Source organism: Pseudomonas sp. RA_15y_Pfl2_54 (assembly GCF_963971015.1).
Lineage (GTDB): Bacteria > Pseudomonadota > Gammaproteobacteria > Pseudomonadales > Pseudomonadaceae > Aquipseudomonas > Aquipseudomonas baetica_A.
Genome location: NZ_CAXAPN010000009.1, coordinates 154,998 through 172,151, shown reverse-complemented (window position 1 = coordinate 172,151; position 17,154 = coordinate 154,998). Strand labels below are relative to the sequence as shown.

The 17,154-nt window shown below is 56.4% G+C and carries 15 protein-coding genes; 11 read left to right on the top strand and 4 right to left on the bottom strand.

The window, feature by feature from the left end:
* Positions 1–176: 176 nt before the first annotated feature.
* Genes gyrB through dnaA form a run of 4 tightly spaced genes read right to left on the bottom strand, consistent with a single transcriptional unit; the run spans position 177 to position 6,384 of the window.
* Positions 177–2,594: a DNA topoisomerase (ATP-hydrolyzing) subunit B gene (gyrB, locus tag AACY50_RS09405; protein WP_339431423.1), complete on the bottom strand. Its 2,418-nt coding sequence runs from the start codon at positions 2,592–2,594 to the stop codon at positions 177–179.
* A gap of 5 nt (positions 2,595–2,599) precedes the next feature.
* Positions 2,600–3,703 (bottom strand): DNA replication/repair protein RecF, encoded by a 1,104-nt coding sequence (gene recF / locus AACY50_RS09400; protein WP_053125303.1) that lies wholly within the window; start codon positions 3,701–3,703, stop codon positions 2,600–2,602.
* Between the two features lie 14 nt (positions 3,704–3,717).
* A complete protein-coding gene (dnaN, locus tag AACY50_RS09395; protein WP_221733252.1) occupies positions 3,718–4,821 on the bottom strand; it encodes a DNA polymerase III subunit beta in 1,104 nt (367 codons plus the stop codon).
* A 39-nt stretch (positions 4,822–4,860) separates the two neighbouring features.
* On the bottom strand, positions 4,861–6,384 hold the full coding sequence (dnaA, locus tag AACY50_RS09390) for a chromosomal replication initiator protein DnaA (protein WP_339431425.1): 1,524 nt from the start codon (positions 6,382–6,384) through the stop codon (positions 4,861–4,863).
* A gap of 565 nt (positions 6,385–6,949) precedes the next feature.
* On the opposite strand from dnaA, the gene rpmH reads away from it, so the two are divergent.
* The 11 genes from rpmH to atpB all read left to right on the top strand — a co-directional run bounded on the left by rpmH (position 6,950) and on the right by atpB (position 17,110).
* A complete protein-coding gene (gene rpmH / locus AACY50_RS09385) occupies positions 6,950–7,084 on the top strand; it encodes a 50S ribosomal protein L34 (RefSeq protein WP_003213577.1) in 135 nt (44 codons plus the stop codon).
* Positions 7,085–7,100: 16 nt separating this feature from the next.
* On the top strand, positions 7,101–7,502 hold the full coding sequence (rnpA, locus tag AACY50_RS09380) for a ribonuclease P protein component (protein WP_339431538.1): 402 nt from the start codon (positions 7,101–7,103) through the stop codon (positions 7,500–7,502).
* On the top strand, positions 7,495–7,740 hold the full coding sequence (gene yidD, locus AACY50_RS09375) for a membrane protein insertion efficiency factor YidD (RefSeq protein WP_010465488.1): 246 nt from the start codon (positions 7,495–7,497) through the stop codon (positions 7,738–7,740). The genes rnpA and yidD overlap by 8 nt, the downstream gene beginning before the upstream one ends.
* A gap of 2 nt (positions 7,741–7,742) precedes the next feature.
* Positions 7,743–9,425, top strand: a complete 1,683-nt coding sequence (gene yidC, locus AACY50_RS09370; protein WP_339431426.1) for a membrane protein insertase YidC — start codon at positions 7,743–7,745, stop codon at positions 9,423–9,425.
* A gap of 81 nt (positions 9,426–9,506) precedes the next feature.
* Entirely contained in the window at positions 9,507–10,877 is a 1,371-nt protein-coding gene (mnmE, locus tag AACY50_RS09365; RefSeq protein WP_339465114.1) for a tRNA uridine-5-carboxymethylaminomethyl(34) synthesis GTPase MnmE, read from the top strand.
* Positions 10,878–11,430: 553 nt separating this feature from the next.
* A complete protein-coding gene (gene mnmG, locus AACY50_RS09360) occupies positions 11,431–13,329 on the top strand; it encodes a tRNA uridine-5-carboxymethylaminomethyl(34) synthesis enzyme MnmG (protein ID WP_339538483.1) in 1,899 nt (632 codons plus the stop codon).
* Positions 13,326–13,970 carry a 16S rRNA (guanine(527)-N(7))-methyltransferase RsmG gene (gene rsmG / locus AACY50_RS09355; protein ID WP_339431429.1) on the top strand — a complete coding sequence of 215 codons (645 nt, stop codon included), beginning with the start codon at positions 13,326–13,328 and terminating at the stop codon, positions 13,968–13,970. Before mnmG ends, rsmG begins: the two co-directional genes overlap by 4 nt.
* An 18-nt stretch (positions 13,971–13,988) precedes the next feature.
* Complete coding sequence (locus AACY50_RS09350) at positions 13,989–14,786, top strand: ParA family protein (RefSeq protein WP_221733258.1); 798 nt, start codon at positions 13,989–13,991, stop codon at positions 14,784–14,786.
* Between the two features lie 9 nt (positions 14,787–14,795).
* Positions 14,796–15,668, top strand: a complete 873-nt coding sequence (locus AACY50_RS09345; RefSeq protein WP_221733259.1) for a ParB/RepB/Spo0J family partition protein — start codon at positions 14,796–14,798, stop codon at positions 15,666–15,668.
* A 148-nt stretch (positions 15,669–15,816) separates the two neighbouring features.
* Positions 15,817–16,224 (top strand): F0F1 ATP synthase subunit I, encoded by a 408-nt coding sequence (locus tag AACY50_RS09340; protein ID WP_339431431.1) that lies wholly within the window; start codon positions 15,817–15,819, stop codon positions 16,222–16,224.
* Positions 16,225–16,240: 16 nt separating this feature from the next.
* Complete coding sequence (atpB, locus tag AACY50_RS09335) at positions 16,241–17,110, top strand: F0F1 ATP synthase subunit A (protein ID WP_339431432.1); 870 nt, start codon at positions 16,241–16,243, stop codon at positions 17,108–17,110.
* The last annotated feature ends 44 nt before the right edge of the window (positions 17,111–17,154 follow it).

Below are 17,154 nucleotides of genomic sequence, written 5' to 3'. Positions count from 1 at the left end.
GTCAAGTGGTTATTTTCAGAAGTTTTCGAAGAATTCTTCAACAACTTCAACCACTTGCGCCTTCGATCTCTCGTCAGCGGGAGGCGAATTCTACAGCGTTACACGCTGCTGTCAACACCTCTTTTTCTCCGCTTTCGACCGAGAAGATCGAACCGTTAAAAGCGCCAAACACGAAATCAAAAGTCCAGGTTCGAAACCGCCAAAGCATTACTCTCGATGAAGTCACGGCGAGGTTCGACCGCATCACCCATCAGGGTGTTGAAGATCTGGTCTGCGCCAATGGCGTCTTCGATGGTAACTTTGAGCATGCGACGCACGCTTGGGTCCATGGTGGTTTCCCACAGCTGATCCGGGTTCATTTCGCCCAAACCTTTGTATCGCTGAATGGTGTGGCGCTTGGTGCTTTCAGCCATCAGCCAGTCCAAAGCTTCCTTGAACTCGGTAACCGCTTTCTTTCGCTCGCCACGCTGGATATAAGCGCCTTCGTCGAGCAGAGTGCTGAGCTGAGCGCCGAGGGTGACGACGGTTTTGTAGTCATTGCTGCCGAAGAAATCGCGGTTGAATGTGACGTAGTTCGACAGACCGTGGGAAATCAGTTCGACTTCTGGCAGCCAAACGCCGCGTTCACGATCTTCACGCAGGCTGGCCTTGTAGACCAGGCCGGACTTCTCATTGGTGCGCAGGCGGACTTCGTACTGGGCCAGCCACTCTTGCATCGCGGCGTGGTCGCCGAGCGTTTCCAGGCTCACGGCCGGCAGGTAGATGAAGTGCTCGGTCAGTTCCTGTGGGTACAGGCGCGACAGACGCTTGAGGGTCTTCATTACCATGCGGAAGTCATTGACCAGACGCTCCAGCGCTCCGCCAGAAATGCCCGGGGCATCTTCGTTCAGGTGCAGGCTCGCGTCTTCCAGGGCCGACTGCGTCATGTACTCTTCCATGGCGTCGTCGTCTTTGATGTATTGCTCTTGCTTACCTTTCTTGACTTTGTACAGCGGCGGTTGGGCGATGTAGATATAGCCGCGTTCAATCAGTTCTGGCAACTGACGGAAGAAGAAGGTCAGCAGCAGGGTACGAATGTGCGAACCGTCGACGTCAGCATCGGTCATGATGATGATGTTGTGATAGCGCAACTTGTCGATGTTGTACTCTTCGCGACCAATACCGCAGCCCAGCGCGGTGATCAGGGTGCCCACTTCCTGGGAAGAGATCATCTTGTCGAAACGTGCTTTCTCGACGTTGAGGATCTTGCCCTTCAACGGCAGGATGGCTTGAGTCCTGCGGTTACGTCCCTGCTTGGCAGAGCCGCCCGCAGAGTCACCTTCCACAAGGTACAGTTCGGACAGCGCCGGGTCTTTTTCCTGGCAGTCCGCGAGTTTGCCTGGCAAACCGGCGATGTCCAGCGCGCCTTTGCGGCGGGTCATCTCACGGGCCTTGCGCGCGGCTTCACGAGCACGGGCGGCGTCGATCATCTTGCCGACGACAAGCTTGGCTTCGTTCGGGTTTTCTAGCAGGAAGTCGGAGAAGTACTTGCCCATTTCCTGTTCGACCGCGGTCTTCACTTCCGAAGAAACCAGCTTGTCTTTGGTCTGGGAGCTGAACTTGGGATCCGGCACCTTCACCGAGATGATCGCGGTCAGGCCTTCACGGGCATCGTCACCGGTGGTGGCGACTTTGTGCTTCTTCGCCAGGCCTTCCTGCTCGATGTAGTTGTTCAGGTTACGCGTCAGTGCGGAACGGAAACCCACCAGGTGAGTACCACCGTCGCGTTGCGGAATGTTGTTTGTGAAGCACAACAGGTTCTCGTTGAAGCTGTCGTTCCACTGCAGGGCGATTTCCACGCCAATGCCGTCTTCACGCTGAATGTTGAAGTGGAACACCTGGTTGACCGCAGTCTTGTTGGTGTTCAGGTATTCAACGAACGCACGCAGGCCGCCTTCGTACTTGAACAGTTCTTCCTTGCCGCTGCGCTCGTCCTTGAGGACGATGCCGACACCGGAGTTGAGGAAAGACAGTTCGCGAATCCGCTTGGCCAGGATGTCCCAGCTGAAGTGAATGTTTTTGAAGGTTTCACTGGAAGCCTTGAAGTGGATCTGGGTGCCGGTGGTCTCGCTGTCGCCTACGATGGCCATCGGTGCCTGAGGTACGCCGTGGACGTAGGTCTGTTCCCAGATCTTGCCGCTGCGACGCACAGTCAGCACCAGCTCCTCGGACAGCGCGTTCACTACCGAAACACCTACACCGTGCAGACCGCCGGATACTTTGTAGGAGTTGTCGTCGAACTTACCGCCAGCATGGAGGACGGTCATGATGACCTCTGCGGCGGAAACGCCCTCCTCTTTGTGCACGTCGACCGGGATGCCACGACCGTTATCTTTAACGGTGATGGACTCATCCGGGTGGATGATGATGCTGATGTCATCGCAGTGGCCGGCGAGGGCTTCGTCGATCGAGTTGTCGACCACTTCGAACACCATATGGTGCAGACCGCTACCATCGTCGGTGTCACCAATGTACATACCGGGACGTTTGCGTACGGCATCCAGGCCTTTCAGCACTTTAATGCTCGTTGAGTCGTACGTATTTTCTTCGCTCAATGCCTTCACTCCCGATGGTCGTGGGTCTGGGTGATACGGCCCTGTTCCACGTGGAACAGGGCGACTGGCGTTTCCGTCTGCCAGCCTTCCCTCAATAATTCATGATCTACACAGGTGATAAAAACCTGGCAGCGTAAGTCTTCCAGCAAACGGCACAACGCGCGACGGTGGTTCTCGTCCAATTCGGACGGCAAGTCATCCACCAGATAAATACATTGGCCGCGGCGGGCCTGGCTAACCAAGTGCCCCTGGGCAATCCGCAATGCACAGACCACCAACTTCTGCTGACCCCGGGACAAAATGTCCGCGGCGTTGTGTGCGCCCAATCTAAGACGCAAATCAGCCCGTTGTGGTCCAGCCTGGGTATGACCCATTTGCTGATCCCGTTGCAGGGATCCGGCAAGTACGGCACTCAGCTCCCGGTCTTTGTCCCAGCCTCGGTAATAGCTGAGCGTCAAACCCTCGAGTTCAACCAGTTCACTCAAGGTTTGTTCAAAGACTGGTTTCAAGGCTTTGATGTAAGCGCGGCGGTATTCATCTATTTCAGCGCTGGCCTGGCACAGCTCCCTGTCCCAAACCGCTTGCGAAACGGCGTCAAGTGTACCATGCCGCAGCCAAGAGTTTCTCTGGCGCAGGGCCTTCTGCAAGCGCTGCCAGGTGGCCATGAAGCGCGGCTCGACGTGGAACACGCCCCAATCGAGAAACTGCCGGCGAATCTTGGGCGCGCCTTCGAGCAGGCGAAAGCTGTCCGGGTTAATCAACTGGAGCGGCAGTATTTCTGCAAGTTGCGCGGCACTACGGGCGTTCTGGCCGTCGATGCGGATCTGAAACTCGCCCTGACGGTCGCGGGATATCCCCAGAGCACTGTGCCCACCTTCGGCCAGTTCCACCTGACCGAACACGGTGCAAGCGAGTTGTTCGTACTGGATGACCGGCAGCAGCCTCGTGCTACGAAACGAACGGGCAAGCCCCAGCAGATGAATGGCTTCCAGAACACTGGTTTTGCCGCTGCCGTTGGCGCCGTAAAGGATATTGATGCGGGGGGACGGGGAGAAGGTCACCGGGTGTAGATTGCGCACCGCGGTGACCGAAACACGACTTAAGGACATCCAGAGTCAGCTGATTACAGGCGCATCGGCATGACAACGTAAGCCGAATCGTCGTTGTCAGACTCTTGCACCAGCGCACTGCTGTTGGAGTCGGACAGGATCAGACGAACCTGCTCGGTAGTCATTACGCCCAACACGTCGAGCAGATAGCTCACGTTGAAGCCAATTTCCAGGGAGCCGCCGTTGTACTCAACGCCCACTTCTTCTTCCGCTTCTTCCTGCTCCGGGTTGTTGGCCTGGATCTTCAACTGACCACTGGCCAGTTGCAGACGGATACCACGGTACTTCTCGTTGGACAGAATCGCAGTACGGCTGAACGCTTCACGCAGCGCCTGACGATCGCCCAACACTAGCTTGTCGCCGCCCTTGGGCAGAACACGCTCGTAGTCCGGGAACTTACCGTCGACCAGTTTCGAGGTGAAGGTGAATTCACCGGTAGTGGCTCTGATGTGGTGCTGACCAAGAACGATGCTGACGTTGCCGTCCGGCTCGGTGAGCAGACGCGCCAGTTCGAGAATACCTTTGCGCGGCACGATCACCTGGTGGCGATCCGGCTGACCGATATCGGCCTGCATCGAGCACATTGCCAGACGGTGGCCGTCGGTAGCCACCGCGCGGATTACGCCGGCCGATACTTCAAGCAACATACCGTTGAGGTAGTAGCGTACATCCTGCTGGGCCATGGCGAAGCTGGTGCGTTCGATCAGACGACGCAGTTTGCTTTGCTCAAGGCTGCAGGTCAGCGAACCCGGCCCCTCTTCAACCGTCGGGAAATCGTTGGCTGGCAGGGTCGACAGGGTGAAGCGGCTGCGACCGGCCTTCACCACCAGCTTCTGCTCGTCGAGCTTGATGTCGATCAACGCGTCGTTAGGCAGGCTTTTGCAGATGTCCATCAGCTTGCGCGCAGGCACGGTGATGGAGCCTGTCTCGGCCGGTTCTTCAAGTTGCACGCGACCAACCAGCTCGACCTCCAGATCGGTACCGGTCAGCGACAGTTGCTGGCCTTCGACAACCAGCAGCACGTTGGAGAGTACCGGCAAGGTCTGTCGGCGCTCGACGACGCCTGCGACCAGTTGCAGGGGTTTCAACAGGGCTTCGCGTTGAATGGTGAAATGCATGGTCTAGTCCCTTGCCTTAATAAGCTGCGCTGGTGTTCATCAAGTGGTCAGTGTACGCAGCAGGTTCTTGTAGTCCTCGCGGATGTCCGCGTCGGATTCCTTAAGTTCGTTGATCTTGCGGCAGGCGTGCAAAACTGTCGTGTGGTCGCGACCGCCAAACACATCGCCGATTTCCGGCAAGCTGTGGTTGGTCAGTTCCTTGGACAATGCCATGGCCACCTGACGCGGACGAGCCACCGAGCGCGAACGGCGCTTGGACAGCAGGTCGGAGATCTTGATCTTGTAGTATTCGGCGACAGTGCGCTGAATGTTATCCACAGAGACCAGTTTGTCCTGCAACGCCAATAGGTCTTTCAGGGATTCGCGAATCAGCTCGATGGTGATGTCGCGGCCCATGAAGTGCGAGTGGGCGATTACGCGTTTCAGCGCACCTTCCAGCTCGCGGACGTTGGAGCGAATTCGCTGGGCGATGAAGAACGCTGCGTCGTGAGGCAACTCGACTTTGGCCTGGTCGGCCTTTTTCATCAAGATCGCTACACGGGTTTCCAGTTCCGGCGGCTCGACGGCAACCGTCAGCCCCCACCCGAATCGGGATTTGAGGCGTTCTTCAAGGCCTTCGATTTCTTTCGGGTAGCGGTCACTGGTGAGAATGACCTGTTGGCCACCTTCAAGCAGGGCGTTGAAAGTGTGGAAAAACTCTTCCTGCGAGCGCTCTTTGCGGGCGAAAAACTGAATATCGTCGATCAGCAAAGCGTCCACCGAACGGTAGAAACGCTTGAATTCGTTGATCGCGTTCAGTTGCAGTGCCTTGACCATGTCGGCCACGAAACGCTCTGAATGCAGGTACACGACCTTGGCATTCGGATTCTTCTTTAATAGATGGTTACCCACCGCGTGCATCAAGTGGGTTTTACCCAGACCCACTCCACCATAAAGGAACAGCGGGTTGTAGCCATGCTTGGGGTTGTCTGCCACTTGCCAGGCTGCCGCTCGGGCGAGTTGGTTGGACTTGCCTTCGACGAAGTTCTCGAAGGTGAACGTGCGGTTCAGATAACTGGTGTGCTTGAGCGCACCCTCGACCTGCACGGTGCGCTGTTCGGCGCGAACCGGGGCTTGCTGCGACGCGGCACCGGCCATCGGATCGAAGCTGTCGCGGGACGGCTCTTCACTGACTTCGGCGGTTTTCTGCGTAGAACGCTTGGCCGCCGCTGGCGTCGGGGCGGGCGCTGGCGTGCTGGCAGGCGCGGCATTTGCCTGGGCCTGGGAAGCTTGCGCGGCGGCCAACGGAGCATTGGGTGCTGCACGAGGTGCCGAACTGCGTTTGCTGCCTATTAATAAGGACAACGCTGGCGCCATGCCGTTGCCGTGCTCATCGAGCAGTTCAAGGACGCGCCCCAGGTACTTTTCGTTGACCCAGTCCAGGACAAAACGGTTCGGTGCGTAAACGCGCAACTCGTCGCCTTCGGCTTCGACCTGTAGTGGACGGATCCAGGTGTTGAATTGTTGGGCCGGCAGCTCCTCGCGCAAAAGCTCCACGCACTGCTGCCAAAGTTCCACTGACACGGATATCCCCTAAGTTGAAAGCCGGTGAGGCAAAAACAAGCGGCCATTGTAGCGGCGAGCCGTTTACTTATCCACATGCAGGTTGCCCGGTGAACATGATTTATCAATGCGTTAACTGGAAAAAAGGCGACCAACGGTGTGTGAATAAGCTCTGTGGATAACCGCCTCTAAGGTCACTGGACAAGTGGGGGTTGAACTCGGTGGACAACCAGGCTGTGGATAACTGCCCATTCCACACACAGCTTATCCGACAGCGCAGCACAGGCTGAACACCGTTTTCCACTGTAGTTGTCATTGGCTGTACACGAAGCAAAACAAGGGCTGAAAGCAGTTATCCACAGTCAGGGCCGGGTCTAGCTTTTATAAGCTTTACAGAAAAGCTTTAAATAATTCCCTTCTTTATTTTTATGTATGGCGAACAGGGTGTCGGCCAAAAACGCCTCGTGATCTATTTATAAGGAAACGTTGGTTGGAAATTGACCTGAAGGCTTGCTTTCTCTAGAATCCCCGGTCTCTTAAAACGGGGGCCATTCCGGCCCGTTGTGGACGAACCAGGTAACACGACATGAAACGTACTTTCCAACCAAGCACTATCAAACGCGCTCGTACCCACGGTTTCCGTGCTCGCATGGCTACCAAAAACGGTCGTGCCGTCCTGTCGCGTCGTCGCGCCAAAGGTCGTGCGCGTCTGGCAGTTTGATAATCCGGCACTGGAGGTGAGTCAGGACTTCAGTCGGGAAAAGCGTCTGCTTACCGCCCGGCATTTCAAGGCAGTCTTTGACTCCCCTACCGGCAAGGTTCCGGGGAAAAATCTCCTGCTCCTTGCACGCAACAACGATCTTGATCACCCCCGTCTAGGGCTGGTTATCGGGAAAAAGAGCGTAAAGCTCTCCGTTGAGCGCAATCGCCTCAAACGTTTGATGCGCGAATCGTTCCGTCTTCACCAGGATTCACTGGTTGGTTGGGATATCGTTATCGTCGCGCGCAAAGGTTTAGGTGATGTAGAAAACCCCGAATTGATTCAGCATTTCGGCAAGCTCTGGAAGCGTTTGGCACGTAACAAGCCAGTTCCAGCAGTCAAAACCGAAACTGTAGGGGTAGACAGTTCAGATGCGTAAACTGGCCCTCGTTCCGATCCAGTTTTATCGCTATGCCATTAGTCCTCTGATGGCCAGTCACTGTCGCTTCTACCCCAGTTGTTCCTGCTACGCGTATGAAGCCATTGAAAATCATGGCCTTCTGCGCGGTGGCTGGCTGACCTTTCGTCGTTTAGGTCGCTGTCATCCGTGGAATCCCGGTGGTTATGACCCGGTTCCACCTATCCCTACCTCCCGTTCTTCTTCGATGGCCGAGTAATCATGGATATCAAACGCACGATCCTGATCGTCGCCCTGGCAATCGTGGCCTACGTTATGGTTCTTAAATGGAACCAGGACTATGGCCAAGCTGCCCTGCCGACTCAGAATGTTGCTTCCAGTACGACTACATCCGGTTTGCCGGACACCGCCACTGGCAATAATGCTGAAGCCAGTGACGATATTCCGCGTGCCGCAAGCGATACCAGCGCACCTGCCGAAACACCGGTAGCCGCCAGCAAGGATCTGATCCAGATCAAAACCGACGTCCTCGATCTTGCGATCGATCCACAAGGTGGTGACGTTGCTCAACTGACCTTGCCTCTGTATCCACGTCGTCAGGATCGTCCGGACGTTCCTTTCCAGCTGTTCGATAACGGCGGCGAGCGTGTTTATCTGGCGCAAAGCGGTCTGATCGGCACCAACGGTCCGGACGCCAATCCGGCAGGTCGCCCGGTCTACTCCTCGGAGAAGAAGACTTATCAACTGGCTGACGGTCAGGACCAACTGGTCGTAGACCTGAAGTTCAGCAAGGACGGCGTCAATTACATCAAGCGTTTCACCTTGAAACGTGGCCTGTATGACGTAGCCGTTTCCTACATTGTGGATAACCAGAGCGCTCAGCCCTGGAACGGCGCGATGTTCGCCCAGTTGAAGCGCGATAACAGCGCCGATCCTTCGTCCACTACTGCCACCGGTACCGCGACTTACCTGGGCGCCGCCCTGTGGACAAGTTCGGAGCCGTACAAGAAAGTGTCCATGAAGGACATGGACAAGGGCCAACTCAAAGAAACTGTCACCGGTGGTTGGGTAGCCTGGCTGCAACACTACTTCGTGACTGCATGGATTCCGGCCAAGGGCGAAAACAACATCGTCCAGACCCGTAAAGACAGCAAAGGCAACTACATCATCGGTTACACCGGTCCTACACTGACCGCTGCCCCGGGTGCCAAAGTTGAAACCAGTGCTGTTCTGTACGCAGGTCCGAAAAGCCAGGCAGTGCTTAAACAGTTGTCCCCAGGCCTGGAACTGACCGTCGACTATGGCATCCTCTGGTTCATTGCCCAGCCAATCTTCTGGCTGCTGCAACATATCCACGCGATTGTCGGTAACTGGGGCTGGTCGATCATCTTCCTGACCATGCTGATCAAAGGGCTTTTCTTCCCTCTGTCGGCTGCCAGCTACAAATCGATGGCGCGCATGCGTGCCGTTGCGCCGAAACTGGCTGCACTGAAAGAACAACATGGCGATGACCGGCAGAAAATGTCGCAAGCCATGATGGAGCTGTACAAGAAAGAGAAGATCAATCCACTGGGCGGCTGCTTGCCGATCCTTGTGCAGATGCCGGTTTTCCTTTCGCTGTACTGGGTTCTGCTGGAAAGCGTGGAAATGCGCCAAGCGCCATTCATGCTGTGGATCACTGACCTGTCGATCAAGGATCCGTTTTTCATTCTGCCGATCATCATGGGTGCAACCATGTTCATCCAGCAGCAGTTGAACCCGACTCCTCCGGATCCGATGCAGGCGAAGGTCATGAAAATGATGCCAATCATCTTCACCTTCTTCTTCCTGTGGTTCCCGGCTGGTCTGGTGCTGTACTGGGTTGTGAACAACTGCCTGTCGATTACCCAGCAGTGGTACATCACGCGTAAGATCGAAGCGGCGACGAAAAAAGCCGAGGCGTAACTTGCTCTGTGGATAACACCACTCAAAACGCCCCCTAGTGGGGCGTTTTGCTATCTGTCACTTTTGTCTGGATTCCGGTTTATGAGCACACCTCGTGAAACCATTGCAGCCGTTGCCACCGCTCAAGGTCGTGGCGGTGTGGGCATCGTCCGTATTTCCGGGCCGTTGGCCAGTGTTGCAGCCAAAGCCATCAGCGGCCGAGAACTGAAACCGCGTTACGCCCATTACGGACCGTTTTACAGCGACGATCAGCAGGTGTTGGACGAAGGCCTGGCGTTGTACTTCCCTGGGCCTAACTCGTTCACCGGTGAAGACGTACTGGAATTGCAGGGCCATGGCGGCCCGATCGTACTCGATATGCTGCTCAAACGATGTCTCGAACTGGGTTGCCGTTTGGCTCGCCCGGGGGAATTCAGTGAGCGAGCGTTCCTCAATGACAAACTCGACCTGGCCCAGGCCGAGGCCATCGCGGACCTGATCGAAGCCAGTTCTGCACAGGCAGCGCGTAACGCGCTGCGTTCCTTGCAGGGTGCGTTTTCCCAACGTGTGCATAACCTCACCGAACAGTTGATCGGTCTACGCATCTACGTCGAAGCTGCCATCGACTTCCCGGAAGAAGAAATCGACTTCCTCGCCGATGGCCATGTGCTGAGCATGCTCGACAAGGTGCGTGATGAATTATCCACAGTGCTGTGCGAAGCCGGCCAGGGTGCCTTGCTGCGTGACGGCATGACGGTGGTGATCGCTGGACGGCCGAATGCCGGCAAGTCGAGCCTGCTGAATGCATTGGCCGGGCGCGAAGCCGCGATCGTGACCGAGATTGCCGGTACCACCCGAGACATCTTGCGCGAACACATCCACATCGATGGCATGCCGCTGCACGTTGTGGATACCGCCGGTCTGCGTGATACCGACGACCAGGTGGAGAAAATCGGAGTCGAGCGCGCTTTGAAAGCCATTGGTGAAGCCGATCGTGTGCTGCTGGTAGTCGATGCGACAGCTCCAGAAGCGCTGGATCCGTTCGCCTTGTGGCCCGAATTCCTCGAAATCCGTCCCGATCCCGCCAAAGTTACCCTGATCCGTAACAAGGCAGACCTGACCGGTGAAGCGATTGTTCTGGAAGTCAGCGATGACGGCCATGTGACTATCAGCCTGAGCGCCAAATCGGCGGGCGAAGGCCTGGAATTGCTGCGCGAACATCTCAAGGCCTGCATGGGTTACGAACAAACCTCGGAAAGCAGTTTCAGTGCCCGCCGGCGACACCTGGAAGCGTTACGCCATGCCAGTGCGGCCCTTGAACACGGTCGTGCGCAATTAACCTTGGCTGGCGCTGGCGAGCTGTTGGCTGAAGATTTACGTCAGGCCCAGCACTCGCTGGGTGAAATCACTGGAGCATTCAGCTCCGATGATCTGCTCGGACGGATATTTTCCAGCTTCTGCATCGGAAAATAGTCCTCCTGCTGTTCACAGACAGGCCCAATCGCGGCCTGTCTGACTCCCTCTTTTTATAAATCCTTCCTTGAGTGCCGGGCAGATGTGTTCTTCCTGAGCGGACTCCCTGTACCCGACTCGCGCTCATTCAACAGATTTCTGTGGATTAAGCCCTGTGAATAACTGCCTCTGAGGTCAGTTGATAACAGGGCCAAAAAACTGGATATAACCCACCCTGTGGATAACAACCCCTTTCATCCACAGGCTTACACCGGTTATCCAAGGATCTCATTGGTACATGGGCACAGGGTTTTGAATCTCTGTACACATTGAATATAAAGGGCTGTAGAGATTTATCCACAGAAAGGCGGGTCAGTAAGAATAAACATAAAAACAAAGGTTTTATAAATTTCTTTCTTTTTTATTCTTTTAACCTCGAGTTCTCCACCGCTGGTTAAATTTTGTGCAAAGGGTTCTTTAGGAAGGGCGAAGTCCCTATACTTGCCGACCAGGTCCAAAAACCTGATCTCAAACTTTTCCTGAATGACCTACTTAAGCAGGCACGAGGTGCGTGGTGGATTTCCCTTCCCGTTTTGAAGTGATCGTCATCGGCGGCGGTCATGCCGGTACCGAGGCAGCACTGGCCTCAGCACGTATGGGGGCAAAAACCCTGTTGCTGACGCATAACGTGGAAACCCTCGGCGCCATGAGTTGCAACCCGGCTATCGGTGGCATTGGCAAAAGCCATCTGGTCAAGGAAATCGACGCCCTCGGCGGTGCGATGGCCATGGCTACCGATAAAGGCGGCATCCAGTTTCGCGTTTTGAACAGCCGTAAAGGCCCGGCCGTACGCGCAACCCGTGCACAAGCGGACCGCATTCTTTACAAAGCCGCTGTCCGCGAAATTCTGGAAAACCAGCCGAACCTGTGGATATTTCAACAGGCTGCCGACGACCTGATCGTTGAGCAGGAACAAGTGCGCGGTGTTGTTACGCAAATGGGTCTGCGTTTCTTCGCAGACTCCGTGGTGTTGACCACCGGAACATTCCTCGGCGGACTTATCCACATCGGGTTGCAGAATTTTTCCGGCGGCCGTGCCGGTGATCCACCGTCCATCGCGCTGGCTCACCGTCTGCGTGAACTGCCACTGCGTGTCGGTCGTTTGAAAACCGGTACGCCACCGCGTATCGACGGCAAGTCTGTGGATTTCTCGGTGATGACCGAGCAGCCAGGGGATACGCCGATCCCTGTGATGTCGTTCATGGGCAACAAAGAACAGCATCCACGCCAAGTGAGCTGCTGGATTACTCACACTAACGCCCGCACCCACGAAATCATTGCCGCGAACCTCGACCGTTCGCCGATGTATTCCGCTGCCGGTGAAATCGAAGGCATCGGCCCGCGTTATTGCCCGTCGATCGAAGACAAGATCCACCGCTTTGCCGACAAGGAAAGCCATCAGGTGTTTATCGAACCGGAAGGTTTGACCACCCATGAGCTGTATCCGAACGGGATATCCACAAGCTTGCCGTTCGACGTGCAATTGCAGATCGTGCAATCGATCCGCGGCATGGAAAACGCGCACATCGTGCGTCCGGGTTATGCGATCGAGTACGACTACTTCGACCCGCGGGATCTGAAGTACAGCCTGGAAACCAAAGTCATCGGCGGTCTGTTCTTCGCCGGGCAAATCAACGGCACGACCGGTTACGAAGAAGCCGGTGCGCAAGGTTTGCTTGCCGGTGCCAACGCCGCTTTGCGTGCCAAAGGCAAAGAAGCCTGGTGCCCGCGCCGTGATGAAGCGTACATCGGCGTGTTGGTCGACGACCTGATCACCCTCGGCACACAAGAGCCGTACCGCATGTTCACTTCCCGGGCCGAGTACCGCCTGATCCTGCGCGAGGACAATGCCGACCTGCGTCTGACCGAAAAAGGTCGCGAGCTGGGTCTGGTCGATGACGCGCGTTGGGCGGCCTTCTGCAAGAAACGCGAAAGCATCGAACTCGAAGAGCAGCGCCTGAAAAGCACCTGGGTTCGCCCGGGTACACCGCAAGGCGATGCGATTGCGGAAAAATTCGGCACACCGCTGACCCACGAATACAACTTGCTCAACCTCTTGAGTCGTCCGGAAATCGACTACGCTGGTCTGGTCGAAGTGACCGGCAACGGTGCCGAAGACCCCCAGGTTGCCGAACAGGTTGAAATCAAGACCAAATACGCCGGTTACATCGATCGTCAACAGGACGAAATCGCCCGTCTGCGCGCCAGTGAAGACACGAAGCTGCCTGTGGATATCGATTACACCAACATTTCCGGTCTCTCCAAGGAGATCCAGAGCAAGCTCGGCGCGACCCGTCCAGAGACGCTTGGGCAGGCTTCGCGTATCCCTGGCGTGACCCCGGCAGCGATTTCGCTGTTGATGATTCATTTGAAAAAACGCGGCGCGGGCCGTCAGTTGGAGCAAAGCGCTTGAGTTCTAAGGTCACTTCGCAACACGCTGAAGAGTTATCCACAGGAGCCCGCGAGCTCGGTGTCAATCTCAGTGAAACCCAGCATGAATTGCTGCTGGGTTATCTGGCACTGTTGATCAAGTGGAACCAGGCCTACAACCTCACGGCTGTTCGCGATCCTGACGAAATGGTTTCTCGCCACCTGCTCGATAGTCTGAGTGTGATGTCGTTCATCGAAAACGGCCGCTGGCTCGATGTTGGCAGTGGTGGCGGCATGCCGGGCATCCCGTTGGCGATCCTGTATCCAGACTCGCAAGTGACCTGTCTGGACAGCAACGGCAAGAAAACCCGCTTCCTGACCCAGGTCAAACTCGAATTGAAACTGGATAACCTCCAAGTTATCCACAGTCGTGTCGAAGCTCTGCAGCCAGCACAACCCTTCAACGGAATTATTTCCCGGGCGTTCAGCAGCATGGAGAACTTCACCAACTGGACTCGCCATCTGGGCGACGCGGATACACGCTGGCTGGCAATGAAGGGCGTTCATCCGGCCGATGAGCTGGTAGCATTGCCGGCAGACTTCAAACTCGATAGCGAACACGCCTTGGCCGTACCCGGTTGCCAAGGCCAACGCCATCTGCTGATACTGCGCCGCACGGCATGATTGGGAACACAAGCAAGAATGGCTAAGGTATTCGCGATAGCGAACCAGAAGGGTGGTGTGGGCAAGACCACCACCTGCATCAACCTCGCAGCATCCCTGGTCGCAACCAAGCGCCGGGTGCTGTTGATCGATCTCGATCCACAGGGCAACGCCACCATGGGTAGCGGTGTGGATAAACATGGCCTGGAAAACTCGGTCTATGACCTGCTGATCGGCGAATGCGATCTGACTCAGGCCATGCACTACTCCGAGCATGGCGGTTATCAACTGCTGCCGGCCAACCGCGACCTGACCGCGGCTGAAGTGGTTCTGCTGGAAATGCAGATGAAGGAAAGCCGCCTGCGCAGCGCGCTGGCGCCGATCCGTGAAAACTACGATTACATTCTGATCGACTGCCCGCCGTCCCTGTCGATGCTCACACTGAACGCATTGGTGGCTGCTGATGGCGTGATTATCCCCATGCAGTGCGAGTACTTTGCGCTGGAAGGTTTGAGCGACCTTGTGGATAACATCAAGCGCATCGCTGAACTGCTCAATCCCAACCTGAAAGTCGAAGGCCTGCTGCGGACCATGTACGACCCGCGCCTGAGCCTGATGAACGACGTTTCGGCGCAGCTCAAAGAGCACTTCGGCGATCAACTCTACGACACGGTGATCCCGCGTAACATTCGTCTGGCTGAAGCGCCAAGTTACGGCATGCCGGCGCTGGCCTACGACAAGCAATCGCGCGGCGCATTGGCTTATCTGGCATTGGCGGGCGAAATGGTTCGCCGTCAGCGCAAAAATTCACGTATCGCCGCTGCTCAGGCAACTTAAGGAATCCCCATGGCCGTCAAGAAACGAGGTCTCGGACGTGGACTGGATGCACTGCTGAGTGGTCCGACTGTCGGTGCGCTGGAAGAACAAGCGGCGCAAGCGGATACCCGTGAACTGCAGCACCTGCCACTGGACCTGCTGCAGCGTGGCAAGTATCAGCCACGCCGGGATATGGACCCGCAGGCGCTCGAAGAGTTGGCACAGTCGATCAAGGCACAGGGCGTGATGCAGCCGATCGTGGTTCGTCCGATTGGTGGCGGCCGCTTTGAAATCATCGCCGGTGAACGCCGCTGGCGCGCCAGTCAGCAGGCCGGGCAGGAAACCATCCCGGCGATGGTTCGCGACGTACCGGATGAAACCGCGATCGCCATAGCGCTGATCGAGAACATTCAGCGTGAAGATCTCAATCCGATCGAGGAAGCGGTCGCGTTGCAACGGTTGCAGCAGGAATTCCAGCTGACTCAGCAGCAAGTCGCCGAGGCTGTGGGTAAGTCTCGCGTCACTGTGGCTAACCTGTTGCGACTTATTGCACTGCCGGAAGTCATTAAGACCATGTTGTCCCACGGTGACCTTGAAATGGGTCATGCCCGTGCTTTGCTCGGTCTGCCGGACAATCAGCAGGTGGAGGGGGCGCGACATGTTGTCGCACGCGGCCTCACCGTGCGCCAAACCGAGGCGCTGGTTCGCCAATGGTTGAGTGGTAAACCGGAGCCTGTGGAAGCCAGCAAACCCGACCCGGATATCGCCCGCCTCGAACAGCGTCTGGCCGAGCGCCTAGGCTCTGCGGTGCAGATTCGCCACGGCAAGAAGGGGAAAGGGCAGTTGGTGATTGGTTACAACTCCCTCGATGAGCTTCAAGGTGTGCTCGCACACATCCGCTGAAACATTTCCTCATGTAGCGAGCAGTCGGAAATCACTACCTGACAGTTGAATAGGGGCAGAACCGCCCCTATACTCTGCGCGCATTTTGTCGGCACAAATTATGCCAAGTTATTGAATTTCGGCAGCCGACCATTGGAGAGCAATCGTGATGGAAACCCGCAAGCCAAACCGCCTGCCGTTCCATCGCCTGGCGGTTTTTCCGGTGTTGATGGCTCAATTTGTCATTTTGCTCGTTGGCGCTTTGGCGCTCTGGCAATGGCACGGAGTCGTTGCCGGATACTCGGGACTTTGCGGAGGCCTGATAGCCTTGCTGCCCAATGTTTATTTCGCTCACAAGGCATTTCGGTTTTCCGGCGCCCGAGCAGCCCAGTCCATCGTCCGGTCTTTTTATGCCGGCGAGGCAGGCAAACTTATTTTGACGGCAGTGCTCTTTGCACTGGTGTTTGCAGGTGTGAAGCCACTGGCGCCGGTAGCAGTATTCGGCGTGTTCGTGCTGACTCAGTCGGTCAGCTGGTTCGCTCCCCTGCTGATGAGAACAAGACTTTCGAGACCTTAGGGCGTTTGAGGCAACCATGGCAGAGACAACCGCTTCGGGCTATATCCAGCACCACTTGCAGAACCTGACCTTCGGTCAGCTACCCAACGGCGGCTGGGGCTTTGCTCACACCGCAGCAGAAGCCAAAGAAATGGGCTTTTGGGCTTTCCACGTCGATACCCTCGGCTGGTCGGTCGCGCTGGGTCTGATCTTCGTTCTTCTTTTCCGCATGGCGGCAAAGAAGGCGACTTCGGGTCAGCCAGGTGCTTTGCAGAACTTCGTTGAAGTATTGGTCGAATTCGTCGATGGCAGCGTGAAAGACAGCTTCCATGGCCGTAGCCCGGTGATTGCACCGCTGGCACTGACCATCTTCGTCTGGGTGTTCCTGATGAACGCCGTCGACCTGGTACCGGTCGACTGGATTCCTCAGTTGGCCATCCTGATCACCGGCGACCACCACATCCCGTTCCGTGCCGTGTCGACGACCGACCCGAACGCGACGCTGGGCATGGCGTTCTCGGTGTTCGCACTGATCATTTTCTACAGCATCAAGATCAAGGGCTTCGGCGGCTTCATCGGCGAACTCACCTTGCACCCGTTCGGTAGCAAGAACATCTTCGTTCAGGCGCTGCTGATTCCGGTGAACTTCCTGCTGGAGTTCGTGACCCTTATCGCCAAACCGATCTCTCTGGCTCTGCGTCTGTTCGGCAACATGTATGCCGGTGAGCTGGTGTTCATTCTGATCGCTGTGATGTTCGGCAGCGGCCTGCTCTGGCTGAGCGGCCTGGGCGTTGTTCTGCAGTGGGCGTGGGCGGTGTTCCACATCCTGATCATCACCCTGCAGGCGTTCATCTTCATGATGCTGACCATCGTCTACCTGTCGATGGCGCACGAAGAAAACCATTAAGGCCAGTCTCGACTAGTCTGATGTCCTTCCCGGTAATACGGGAA